Annotated in this window: 14 protein-coding genes; 1 reads left to right on the forward strand and 13 read right to left on the reverse strand. The window is 43.0% G+C overall.

Annotation, left to right across the window (positions count from 1 at the left end; all coding sequences use genetic code 11):
* Positions 1 to 152: 152 nt before the first annotated feature.
* The 10 genes from panD to V1502_RS13495 all read right to left on the reverse strand — a co-directional run bounded on the left by panD (position 153) and on the right by V1502_RS13495 (position 8,329).
* Positions 153 to 536 (reverse strand): aspartate 1-decarboxylase, encoded by a 384-nt coding sequence (gene panD / locus V1502_RS13450; protein ID WP_409251156.1) that lies wholly within the window; start codon positions 534 to 536, stop codon positions 153 to 155.
* Positions 529 to 1,395: a pantoate--beta-alanine ligase gene (panC, locus tag V1502_RS13455; RefSeq protein WP_409251157.1), complete on the reverse strand. Its 867-nt coding sequence runs from the start codon at positions 1,393 to 1,395 to the stop codon at positions 529 to 531. The genes panD and panC overlap by 8 nt, the downstream gene beginning before the upstream one ends.
* Positions 1,396 to 2,232: a 3-methyl-2-oxobutanoate hydroxymethyltransferase gene (gene panB, locus V1502_RS13460; protein ID WP_409251158.1), complete on the reverse strand. Its 837-nt coding sequence runs from the start codon at positions 2,230 to 2,232 to the stop codon at positions 1,396 to 1,398.
* A 315-nt stretch (positions 2,233 to 2,547) separates the two neighbouring features.
* A complete protein-coding gene (locus V1502_RS13465) occupies positions 2,548 to 3,528 on the reverse strand; it encodes a biotin--[acetyl-CoA-carboxylase] ligase (RefSeq protein WP_409251159.1) in 981 nt (326 codons plus the stop codon).
* A complete protein-coding gene (locus V1502_RS13470) occupies positions 3,513 to 4,694 on the reverse strand; it encodes a CCA tRNA nucleotidyltransferase (protein ID WP_409251160.1) in 1,182 nt (393 codons plus the stop codon). The genes V1502_RS13465 and V1502_RS13470 overlap by 16 nt, the downstream gene beginning before the upstream one ends.
* Positions 4,695 to 4,703: 9 nt before the next feature.
* Positions 4,704 to 5,834 (reverse strand): N-acetyl-alpha-D-glucosaminyl L-malate synthase BshA, encoded by a 1,131-nt coding sequence (bshA, locus tag V1502_RS13475; RefSeq protein WP_409251161.1) that lies wholly within the window; start codon positions 5,832 to 5,834, stop codon positions 4,704 to 4,706.
* Between the two features lie 3 nt (positions 5,835 to 5,837).
* Positions 5,838 to 6,539, reverse strand: coding sequence for a bacillithiol biosynthesis deacetylase BshB1 (gene bshB1 / locus V1502_RS13480; protein ID WP_409254349.1), 702 nt, complete (start codon positions 6,537 to 6,539; stop codon positions 5,838 to 5,840).
* A complete protein-coding gene (gene mgsA / locus V1502_RS13485; RefSeq protein WP_409251162.1) occupies positions 6,529 to 6,951 on the reverse strand; it encodes a methylglyoxal synthase in 423 nt (140 codons plus the stop codon). The genes bshB1 and mgsA overlap by 11 nt, the downstream gene beginning before the upstream one ends.
* Positions 6,952 to 7,188: 237 nt before the next feature.
* Positions 7,189 to 7,989 carry a 4-hydroxy-tetrahydrodipicolinate reductase gene (dapB, locus tag V1502_RS13490; protein WP_409251163.1) on the reverse strand — a complete coding sequence of 267 codons (801 nt, stop codon included), beginning with the start codon at positions 7,987 to 7,989 and terminating at the stop codon, positions 7,189 to 7,191.
* The gene (locus V1502_RS13495) at positions 7,976 to 8,329 is read right to left on the reverse strand and encodes a nucleotide pyrophosphohydrolase (RefSeq protein WP_409251164.1); all 354 of its coding nucleotides are present in this window, start codon (positions 8,327 to 8,329) and stop codon (positions 7,976 to 7,978) included. The genes dapB and V1502_RS13495 overlap by 14 nt, the downstream gene beginning before the upstream one ends.
* Before the next feature lie 426 nt (positions 8,330 to 8,755).
* On the opposite strand from V1502_RS13495, the gene V1502_RS13500 reads away from it, so the two are divergent.
* Positions 8,756 to 9,628 carry a YitT family protein gene (locus V1502_RS13500; RefSeq protein ID WP_409251165.1) on the forward strand — a complete coding sequence of 291 codons (873 nt, stop codon included), beginning with the start codon at positions 8,756 to 8,758 and terminating at the stop codon, positions 9,626 to 9,628.
* A 168-nt stretch (positions 9,629 to 9,796) separates the two neighbouring features.
* On the opposite strand, the gene V1502_RS13505 is transcribed toward V1502_RS13500, so the two are convergent.
* The 3 genes from V1502_RS13505 to V1502_RS13515 all read right to left on the reverse strand — a co-directional run bounded on the left by V1502_RS13505 (position 9,797) and on the right by V1502_RS13515 (position 11,981).
* Positions 9,797 to 10,477, reverse strand: a complete 681-nt coding sequence (locus V1502_RS13505) for a zinc metallopeptidase (protein WP_409251166.1) — start codon at positions 10,475 to 10,477, stop codon at positions 9,797 to 9,799.
* 56 nt (positions 10,478 to 10,533) lie between these two features.
* Complete coding sequence (ypjB, locus tag V1502_RS13510; RefSeq protein ID WP_409251167.1) at positions 10,534 to 11,325, reverse strand: sporulation protein YpjB; 792 nt, start codon at positions 11,323 to 11,325, stop codon at positions 10,534 to 10,536.
* A 65-nt stretch (positions 11,326 to 11,390) separates the two neighbouring features.
* On the reverse strand, positions 11,391 to 11,981 hold the full coding sequence (locus V1502_RS13515) for a DUF1405 domain-containing protein (RefSeq protein ID WP_409251168.1): 591 nt from the start codon (positions 11,979 to 11,981) through the stop codon (positions 11,391 to 11,393).
* Between the last annotated feature and the right edge of the window lie 171 nt (positions 11,982 to 12,152).

Consider the following 12,152-nt stretch of genomic DNA (forward strand, 5'->3'; position numbering starts at 1 on the left):
TATAACTAAATTGAAGATTATAGGAAAAATTTTCTCGGCTGCATACTACCCCTAATTTTCCCTGTCTCGTCCACCCCTTACATCGTGTAACAGGACTAGGAGACTGATAGACAATAAAAAAGCGAGTGAAAGTTCACCCGCTTTATCAATGGTCAATATACAGTTGCTTCGGGTTCTGTTCCCAGCATCTCAACGATTTTATTATTTTGATCCATAATCGCCACTTTTGGTACATGACTATGGACTTTTTCTTCCGGCACTAGTTTATAAGAGATGACAATGATCACATCCCCCGGCTGCACAAGCCTTGCTGCTGCACCATTCAAGCAGAATACCCCGCTTCCGCGCTCACCAGGAATGATATACGTCTCAAGTCTTGCACCGTTGTTATTATTGACGATCTGAACCTTTTCGTTCGGAAGCATTCCGACACTGTCAAGAATGTCCTGGTCTATCGTAATACTTCCAACATAGTTCAAGTTCGCTTCTGTCACTGTCGCTCTATGGATTTTTCCACTCATCATCGTTCTAAACATACGTTTTCTCCTCCTGGGTTTTCTTGATGATTATATTATCGATCAGACGGGCTTTTTGAAATTTTACTGCCAGTGCAATGATTACCTCGCCCTGTACTCTCGGAATCTCCTTTAATTCCGGAAAAGAATAGATTTCAATATAATCTACGATCCCGGTCGTTTCCTCAGAAATCCGGTTTTGAATATGTGATATGACAGCTTCCGGATTGGACTCTCCTTCGGCAATAAGGGTTAGTGCATCTTTCAGGCTGCTATATAATACTGGTGCTTCAGCCCTTTCTTCTTCAGACAGGTACACATTCCTTGAGCTTTTCGCTAATCCGTCTTCCTCCCTTACAGTTGGGACCCTGACAATCTCAACCGGGAAATTAAGACTTTTCACAAGGCCTTCAATGACGGCTACCTGCTGTGCATCTTTCAGACCGAAATATGCCCTATCAGGTCCTACTATATTGAAAAGCTTGGACACTACGGTGACCACTCCATCGAAATGCCCTTCCCTTTTTCTGCCGCATAGGACATCCGTCCTCTCGGTTACATGCATTGTAACGGACGAACCGGAGTACATTTCTTCGGCTTCAGGTAGAAAAAGCACATCGACTCCAACTGACTCGGCAAGTTCGGAGTCTTTATCAGGGTTTCGCGGATAACTTTCAAAATCTTCATTAGGTCCGAACTGCAAAGGGTTGACAAAAATACTCATCACCACAATATCATTTTCCTTGCGCGCCTCTTTAGCAAGTGTTAGGTGGCCTTCATGAAGAAAACCCATGGTGGGGACGAACCCTATCTTTTTGCCTTTCCGTTTTTCCGTTAACAGGAACTCCTGGATCGAGGAGATTTTCGTAAACTTCTGCATTTATTTGGTTCCTCCGTACAACGAAAGAAGTTCTTCTTCTTTCATAGTGAATGTGTGGCCGATCTCAGGAAAGCTACCCTCTTTGACCTCTTTATGGTAATGTTCGAGCCCAGCCGCTGCTATTTCATTAAAATCACCATATTTTTTAACGAACTTTGGAATCCTTTCGACCCCATAGGTCATAATATCGTGGAAGACAAGGACCTGGCCATCCGTCTCGCTCCCTGCTCCTATACCAATAATGGGGATATCGACACTCTTTGCGACTTCAGCAGCAAGCTGACGTGGAATGCATTCCACCACTATGGCAAATGCACCCGCTTCTTCGCATCGTTTAGCCTCTTCCATTAGTTTGGCGGCTGCCTCGGCTGTTTTCCCTTGCACTTTATATCCTCCCAGCACTCCAACCGACTGAGGTGTCAGTCCGAGATGGGCGACAACTGGAATACCTGCTGTTGTCAGGTCTTCAATGGTGTCGACTACCGTGCCTCCTCCTTCGACCTTGAGGGCATGAGCTCCGCTTTTTTGAACGATTTCCATTGCTGCCTGCAGTGTATCACGCTTTGAGAGGTGGTAAGTCATAAACGGCATGTCAGTGACAATGAAAGTATCAGGTGCCCCTCTTCTGACCGCCTTTGTATGATGGATCATATCCTCCAGTGTCACGGCTACAGTAGAGTCATAGCCCAGGACGACCATCCCCAAGGAGTCCCCTACCAGAATCATATCCAGGCCGGCTTTTTCGGCAAGTTTGGCAGAAGGATAATCATAGGCAGTAACCATGGAGATCTTTTCATTTTCTTTTTTCATTTTGATAAAATCAGCTGTGTTTTTCATTTTCGATTCCTCCTTTTTAATCAGAGGCGGCGAAACACGTATCAGTATAGGAGTCCTTCGCAAAGCTTGTTTTGACAAATTCGCGAAAGCACCCCGACAAAAAGGGATCCCTCAAATAAGGCAGAGGGATCCCGTTAAGTTCATATTGAAGTTTCGACCCTCCGTCCCTGTCCATATGGATCAAGGCAGAATTTCAGTGTTCTTTATTCAATTATGAGTAAATGGTGCAGTTCGACATGGATACCGCCCTTCACTAAAAGAGTATAACAAATCAACGTGTGATTCAATAGAAAAATCGCTGTGAAGAAAACGTTTTCACCTTAATTCAATATCTGCTGAATAAACTTCATGAATCTGTCCCTCTTCATCTTCAATCCTTAAGACACCATCTTCATTGATGCCAAGAGCTTTTCCGTGTATGCTGCCGGTGATGGTTCTTGCCGTGATTTTTCTGCCGATACTGATGGCGTAACTTTCCCAAAGCAACTTTATTGGAGTAAAGCCTTTATCCATGTATATTTCATAATACAGCTCCAGCTTTTCCATTACTCTCTGGATAAGCTTCACCCTCGATATCTTCTCTGACTTCTCCAGAGACAAAGAGGTGGCAATGGATTGGAGTTCTTCCGGAAAGTCATCCGCCTTCTGATTGACATTCATGCCGATCCCTATAATGATTGAATTGATTTTATCTGCTTCAGCTTGAAGCTCTGTCAGGATTCCTGTCACTTTCCTTCCATTCAGCAAGATGTCGTTTGGCCATTTAATTTCAGGGCTTAGCCCGCATATCTCCTCAATAGCTTGTACTACTGCAACTGCAGCAATGAGGGTAAATTGGGGAGCTTTTTGAGGGGGCAGTTGAGGCTTAAGGATGATGCTCATCCAAATTCCCGTACCTTTTGGTGAGTGCCAGCTTCTCAAAAGTCTGCCTCTTCCCTCTGTCTGTTCTTCGGCTATGACAGCAGTGCCTTCTTCTGCCCCTTCTTGAGCAAGTGTATGAGCAATTTTCTGTGTAGAAGGGACCGATTCAATGTACTTTATCACTCTTCCTATAGACCTTGTCCTTAACCCTGGATGGATTTCTTCCTCACTGACCCTGTCCGGTGCTTTCACGATTCTGTAGCCCCTTTTTTTTACCGCTTCAAATTCAAAGCCTTCTTTTCTAAGCTCTTCGATATGCTTCCATACTGCTGTACGAGAGCAGCCGGCAATATCAGCCAAGGTTTGTCCGGACAAAAACTTTCCGTTGGCATCCATGAATGCATCCATTAACTTTTTCCTTATAGGTGATTGCAAAGCCCTGACCACTCCCTTATGGTTGTTTTTTTATTAGGAACTTCACCCAGAATGACCGCTTTTTCAATTCTTTCAATGGTCTCTTTTATCCAGGGACCTCCCGTTTTTCCAGTCCACTCCATAAGATCATTACCGGAGACCGCCAACTCAGATCGGTCTTTAATCGGCAATTTACCATACATATCCTCAAGTTTTCTTGCGTCTGGCGGGTTAAGTTGTTTGAGGACATGATATACCTCCTCTACATCCCGTGCAGTTGAAAGCCCCGCCAGATAAAGGCTGTACAAATTCCAAGGCCGGTTCATCCTGTCAGCAAGAAACGCCGCAGCCCTTGAAATGTATTTTAACTTCTTGGAAGGCAGCCTCCACTGTTCCATGAAGGGGTTGTCTTCCTTTGACCAATAACAGAGGAGAAGCCACATTTGTTCATTTGTAAGATGGTTAATCTGAAGTTCTGCAGCCATTTTCACTACATTACCCTTTAAACCAGGCAAGAATTGATATAGCTTCGTTTCATTTAAAGTCTCAAAGGATGCTTTTTTATATCTGCCGCCCAGGAGCTTTTCAAATTCTGAAGACAGCCTTTCTACAGCTATGTATCTAAGGGTGCTTCCGTTTCTTGTAATACTGTCAAAAGTTTCGTTCTCCATCTCAAAATCCAGTTGTGCCATAAAACGGACGGCTCTCATCATCCTTAGGGCATCCTCTTTAAACCGTTCATCTGCCGACCCGACTGTTCTGATCACTTTTGCTTTGATGTCTGCCTCTCCACCGAACGGGTCATGGATTGTGCCTGATCGGTCCATTGCAATGGCATTGATTGTAAAGTCCCGCCTTTGCAAATCTTCCTTCAATGACTTTATGAAGGTCACAGATTCGGGCCTTCTATGGTCTTTGTACTCCTCTTCACTGCGAAAAGTTGTAACTTCATAAGGAGTCCCATTGGTGATAACCACAACAGTGCCATGTTCAATCCCTACATCAATCGTTTTAGGAAAGACTTCCTTGACCTCTTCAGGAAGAGCTGAGGTGGCAATATCAATATCACTGGTCGGTCTGTTTAATAGAAGGTCCCTGACTGCTCCACCGACGAAAAAGGCTTGATGACCAGCGTCTTCCAGTTTTTCCAAAACAGGAAGGGCCTGTTTAAAAAGAGTTGGAAGCATCTTCATCACCTATCTTTCAGTTGCAAGCTTCCTGTATATTTGTTCATATTGATCGACTATCTTGCTCCAATGAAATTTTGTCCTGGCCGTACTCAGTGCATTATCAGAGAGCTCCTTGTAAAGTTCCTTTGATGTCAACAGTGATACCGCCTTTTCCGATACTGTTCCGACATCCCCAAGAGGACAGATATATCCATTGACTCCGTTCTCAATCACCTCAGGTATTCCGCCAATATCAGTCCCGATACACGGTACTCCGCAGGCCATTGCTTCCAATGCCACAAGACCAAAGCTTTCTTTTTGTGACAATAAGAGCATCAAGTCACTCATTGAATAGAGTTCTTCCAGGCTGTCTTGTTTCCCCAGGAAGAGGACCTTATCTTTAAGGCCAAGTTCTTTTACCAGCTGACATATGACTGTCATTTCAGGCCCATCACCGACCAACAGCAGTTTAGAGGGAACATGTTCTGATACTCTGCTGAATGCTTGCACAACATCCTCTACTCTTTTGACAGCCCTGAAGTTGGAAACGTGAATGATGACTTTTTCATGAGGCAGGATTCCGTATTCTTTTTTCAAATGCTCTGAGTCCACTTTGCGATAAACCCGTTCGTCTATAAAATTATAGACCGTTTCAATATCCTTATCAGGTTTTATCAAGCTGTGGGTTTGATCCACAAGTGCATGTGATACCGCCGTGACATGATCGGACTGTTCGATTCCAAAGCGGATGGCCTCAGTTAAAGAAGGATCGTATCCCAATACAGTAATATCCGTACCATGAAGTGTGGTTACAATTTTCAGATCCGTATCCGCCATTTGCTTCGCTAGTATTGCACAAACTGCGTGGGGGACAGCATAATGAACATGCAGTATGTCCAGCTCCTCCCTTCTCGCCACAACTGCCATTTTATTAGCGAGGGCGATATCGTACGGGGCATGTTGAAAGACAGAATATTGGTTCACTTCGACCTGATGATAATAAATATTTGGATACATTTTATTCAGCCGGAAAGGTACACTGGAGGTGATGAAGTGAATTTCATGACCTCTTTCCGCCAGCAGCTTTCCAAGCTCCGTAGCTACAACGCCGGAACCTCCGACTGTCGGATAGCAGGTGATCCCTATTTTTAATTTCATAAATTACTCTCCTAATAAATCCTTGTCGACTATCAAAGTTTGATGAGCAAGGAATCCTTCTGCAAACACCAGGCCTGCTGTTTTCCCCATCATTCTCTCCCTTGCTTCAACTGACTCCAGATACCCTTCAGTCAAAGGTGTTGACACCCTTCCTTCTGAACGGATAAATTGACTTTGATAAGCTTGCAAGCTTTTTAATTTTGTTTTTATGTAATCGTTAATATCTATGACAAAATCTGGATTATGGAAACCGTTTATCATGTAGAAATATAAGGCGGACGGTTTATGAGCCTTGCCCAAAGAGTCTTCACCGTATTTTCGAATACCTGCTGAGAAAAATGCTTCTTTGACTAGAGCAGAAGCGTTTCCATGATCGGGATGCCTGTCAATTTCATACGGAGCAAATACCACTTTTGGTTTGTAAAATCTTATCACACGTACAATTTCATCGATATACTCTTTTGTTATGTATAATCCACGGTCAGGAAGTCCGACATTCCTGCGTTCCTGTACACCTAGGATGGAGGCAGCATCTTCGGCTTCCCTTTCCCTTAAATCCGGTGTACCATTGGAGGACATTTCAGCTCTTGTTAAGTCACAGATCACTATCTTCTTACCTTCTCCGGCATATTTGGCCAGCGTGCCGCCCATGCCGATTTCAACATCATCGGAATGGGCACCAATTGCCAGGATATCAACTCCCATCGCCATCATACCCCTTATCCTTCTCGATATCGCGCCACTGAATATCCCCGCGTTCAAGACCTTTTACAAGAACTTCAGCTGTACCCATATTGGTTGCCAGGGGAACCGAATATACATCGCATAGACGGATAAGGGCTGATACGTCTGGTTCGTGTGGTTGTGCCGTCAAGGGGTCACGGAAAAAGATGACTACATCCATTTTATCATTGGCAATGAATGCTCCGATCTCCTGGTCACCGCCGAGCGGACCTGATTTAAACCGATGGATATCCAGTCCTGTTTCTTCGCTAATTCTTTTTCCCGTTGTACCTGTTGCGTATAAACTATGTTTTTGGAAGGTTTCTTTAAATGCTATAACAAAACGAATGAGATTATCTTTCTTCTTATCATGCGCAATTAAGGCAATGTTCAACACGGTCACCTCGCTATTAGAAGTGAAGCCGGCAGCTTATGATGCCTGGCCTCTGTATTTATTAATCGCTGTTTTTGTAGAGATTGTTGCTATCGGAAAAATCCAAAAGGCCGGACTTTACCCTCAGAAGGGCTTATCAAACTGAACAGGGTGATGGCTTTCTTCCTTGGTTACCAGAATGGTTATTTCTCTTGAATTTCATAGTAAATAGCAACAAAGTTTTAGAAAAGAGCCTTATTAATCCAGTATATTCTCCAAACCATAAACCAACGTATCAAGCTTCATGACTGTTTCAACACATACTTTCACTCCTGACATGAAGGATGCCCGATTATACGAATCATGACGGATGGTCAAGGTCTGTCCGTCCGCCCCAAACATGACCTGCTGATGCGCAATCAGGCCGGGAAGCCTGACACTGTGGATATGCATTCCTTCATATTCTGCTCCTCTGGCCCCTTCCATGGTCTCTTTTTCACCCGGGTGGCCCTGGACCTTAGGCTCTCTTTGTGAAGCAATCATTTCAGCAGTTTTCACCGCTGTCCCAGAAGGTGCATCAAGCTTTTGATCATGGTGAAGCTCAATAACTTCCACATCCTGAAAATATTTTGCTGCCATTTGAGAAAATTTCATCATTAATACGGCGCCCACCGCAAAGTTCGGTGCAATGATACAGCCCAACCCTTTTTCTTTGGCAAGGTCCGTCAGTTCGTCTAATTGGTCAGAGGAAAAACCTGTTGTACCTACAACCGGTCTTACGCCATGTTCCAAAGCTGTTTTCGTATGTATGTACCCTGTTTCGGGAATAGTCAGATCAATGAGCACATCGGGGGTGTCTGCCAGGAAACATTCCTTTATATCCGAATAAACGGGTACATCGGTTCCTGTAAATCCTTCTAAATCACTAAGTCTTTTCCCGTTATTCTTATGGTCGAGAACACTGACTAACTTGAAACCTTCTGAGTTCTGTACCATTTTTACAGCTTCAGTGCCCATCCTTCCTCTTGGACCTGCTATTGTTACTTTAATTGGTGCCATTGTCTTGTTCCTCCTCTTTTCGTGTCCACCTGTCTTTATCTCTAGTGTTGAATTTATTCATGACTCTATTATGGGCTTGTTCCAGATCAATGCCCAATGAATTGGCCAAACACGTAACAACAAATTGAATATCGCCCAGTTCTTCTTCAATCGTATTTTCTTTCTCGGTTTTCTTTTTTGGCTTTTCACCATGATAATGGTTAATTTCCCTTGCAAGCTCGCCCATTTCTTCCGTTAATCTGGCCATCATCGCCAAAGGGCTGAAATACCCTTCCTTAAACTGTCCTATGTATGAATCAACTTCCTCTTGCATCTCTTTAATTGTTTTTAGTTTTTCCATTTGAACACCTCGCTGATTTCTTATTTTATGTTAGCTAAAGAATCGTTTTTTGACAAATAATTAAACTATCGTATGCATTATTGCTATCCGAATGTGACAGCTGATTTACGTCTCAACTTTCCGCAAACAGTTGGGGGAAAAAGTGAGTGAAAAAATCAAAAAACATCTTATAAAACACTCCCAAAATAAGACCAGCTCAAAATGTGCCCGACTATGAAGAGAGCCTTATTGATAGTTTTCATGCGTTCCTATATAATTGCTCTGTTATAAGTCAGTGCATAGTCTCTATTATAGGTGCCAAACCTATGAAGACGACGATAGAAATATTTACCCCTTAAATGCTCAGGCGAACGAAAACTTCCTTTATAAAACTGTTTTTGCGAAATGCACTATCACCTATATACATAAGATTGGAGGAAACTAAAAATGATATTCGGATTAAGGGTCAAAAACATACTCTTCATCATATTGGGATCGGCCATTTTCGCATTTGGGCTTGTCCATTTCAACATTCAGAATGAACTTGCAGAAGGCGGCTTTACTGGTATCACATTGCTATTATATTTTCTTGCCGGCATTGATCCCTCTTATTCTAACCTGGCGCTGAATATTCCTATCTTTTTTATTGGATGGAAGTTTTTAGGCAGGCGCGCTTTTTACTATACTATCATAGGAACCATTAGTCTTTCTGTTTTTCTATGGATTTTTCAGCGTTATCAAATGACCATACCTTTAGAAGGAGACTTATTCTTGGCAGCCTTGTTTGCTGGAGCGTTCCTCGGAGTGGGTCTCGGGATTATCTTCAGATATGGGGGTACGACCGGTGGAGTTGATATTATCGCCAGACTGGTCCATAAATATGTAGGCTGGAGCATGGGGAAAACCATGTTCATCTTTGACGCTGTGGTTATCTCCGTCTCCCTCATTACATACTTAGGCTACAGGGAGGCCATGTATACTCTTGTTGCTGTATTTGTAGGCGCACGAGTCATCGATTTCATGCAGGAGGGAGCCTATGCGGCGAGAGGGGCGATGATCATTTCAGACAAGCACGAAGAAATTGCCGACACGATTAACGAAAAGATGGACAGAGGCGTAACGGTCCTTAAAGGCCATGGTTCATTTACAAAGGAAAACCGGAATGTATTGTACTGTGTTGTTGGAAAAAATGAAATTGTCCGGCTAAAGAACATCATCAGTTTTGTCGATCCACACGCCTTCGTCTCTGTAACGGTTGTACATGATGTATTAGGGGAAGGATTCACGCTTGATGCCAACAAAAACCCTCTGGAGGATTAACACTTTCTGCAACGGCAAAACACGTTCCTGTTCAGCCGCGCCAGAGACATGTTCAGAAGGAAAAAGCATTAGGTAACCTGGGGGGGGGCGGAAACGAGACGCGGTGTCCCACAAAAGAATTTTATCAATACACTAAAAAAGTGCTTCCCGGCCGGGAAGCACTTTTTATTATTCTTCTCCCTGCATGCCTGTGAAGATAAGGACAAGACGCAGCAGTTCAATAATCGCAACAGCTGCAGCAGCTACATATGTCAAAGCAGCAGCATTCAAAACTTTTTTTGCATGTCGCTCTTCTTCATTGCGAATTAATCCGAGAGAAACAATTTGATTCATCGCCCTTGACGATGCATTGAATTCTACCGGCAGTGTAATCACTTGGAATAGAACACCCGCTGCCATCAGGACGATTCCTAATAGAAGCATTCCTGAAAGCTGGGTAAAGATACCTATCAAAATAAATACCCACGAAAGGTTAGAGCCTATGTTTGCAACTGGGACAAGGGCATGCCTGAAACGCAGAAAATTGTAGCTCTCGCCGTCTTGAATGGCATGGCCTACTTCATGTGCAGCCACAGCAGCACCTGCAACGGAATGCCCATGATAGTTATCAGGTGATAAAGCAACTGTTTTAGTTGAAGGGTTGTAGTGGTCACTTAAGAAACCGCGGCCTTCCACAACCTTTACATCATACAGTCCATTAGCATCCAGGATACGGCGGGCCATCTCGGCACCTGTCATACCTGAAGTGGTGGCAACCTTGGAATATTTCTTGAATGTCTTCTTAACATTCATACTTGCCAAGATTGGAATAAGTGAAATTAATATGAAATAAAGGATTATTCCTCCCATTTCAAACCTCCATCTAGTTGTAGTTATTAAAATTTTATCTCCAGCTCAAATGGTTGTCAATCCTTTTGCCTTTCTGACTTGGACTGTTGAGATTCCCCTCTATATTTTCTCCAGCCCACATAAGATAATGTAAGAATGATGATACTTCCTGTAGTTGTAATGACCCACCATAGTGAAGGGTCGGCTTCATCTTCAGTCAATCCATTGAACAAGTCTTCCAAATCACTTTCCAGTGTGTTTAACTCATTCATAGTTTCTTCACTGTCACCGGCTTCGTTCCGATAACGGTCAATAAATGTAATCCTTGAATCGAGCTGCTGAACCTTCTCTACAGGGATATCCAATTTGATACTTGGCTGAATGATACTGTACTTTGTCAAGAACTGGTTCAATGTAGAGTGATACTCTGCAGCGTCCCCTGTACTTGCAGCATCTTGAACTTGTTGGAAAGCTGACATAATCGGCTTTTCCATCTCCGTCCATAACGGCTGATGATGTGAGGAAATGGTGTCCATAACAAGCCTGAAGGTAATCACTGAATCAATTCTTTGTTCCAGCGTCTCAGAGGAATTAGTGAGAGACTGCAGGGCCCTTTCGTGTGCAACAGTGAGAATCCTCAGCTCATCCATGGTGAATGAACGATCTCTAGCGTTCCTTTCGGCAAACTTGTCCGAAAAATATTGTAAAAGCTGTTTCGCTTCATCAAACCTGGCCGATTTTGTCATTTGCAAGGCTTCATCCGCAATGTTATCCAGCTCTGATAATGAATGGTCTTCAGCTGATGAATAAAACGGTGAACTTATCATAAAAAGAATTATCGCCATAAAAACCGATCTGAATAATTTCATACTTGTCCCCCCTCAAACTACTAATAAATTGTATGAGGGCTTGGACAAGAGTAGACCTTAAAATTCTAGAAATGAATACTGCGTCTTTCTACTTTCCTGGTGAAGTACCAGCAGAGAAATATAGAAAACACACTTAACCAGAAGGTAAAATAGCCAATTTCTTTTATATAGAGATGCAGTTTGGAATATACCGGATACTGCATAAAGACATAGTCGATGATATCATTATGAAGAGTCCACACTGCTGCCGCAATGATATGCCAGATTTTCACCCTGTAATAAGGCGCATAAAGAATTCCTTGAACGGCCATGGCAAAGTGAGAACCAATCAGCATATACCCTTCCCAAGGAAGAACCCCTGTAACTGACAAGGTAAGGAGATTCATGACAACCGCCCAGATTCCATACTTGAATAATGTGACAAGCGCAAGTGCTTCCATAAGCGGCCAATTCTTCCTTAGAAGAAAGGCAGCGAGAACAAAGCAGAAAAAGAGGCTGGCCGTCGGACTATCCGGGACAAAAATCAAAAAGTGGGCAGCAGTTCTTTCCAATTGAGGAAGGTACCATATGTATCCATAAAGTGTCCCTAGCAAATTGACAATCAGCAGCAGGGCAAGAAACGTTTTATTCGTCAAATAAGTATAAAGTATATTCATACTAACTCCTTTTATTCATTTTCACCTATGACCTATGTATTTACTTCAAATAATAATTATAATGAATAACGGAAGAATTATCCACTCAGTTAAGGAAAAGTTTAAGCAACTCTTATAAAGCCATTTTTACAAAAGTTTCCTGCCGATAAAATAGAATATAAAGAGCGAAGT

The sequence above is a fragment of the Rossellomorea sedimentorum genome, from assembly GCF_046237645.1.
Classification (GTDB): domain Bacteria; phylum Bacillota; class Bacilli; order Bacillales; family Bacillaceae_B; genus Rossellomorea; species Rossellomorea sedimentorum.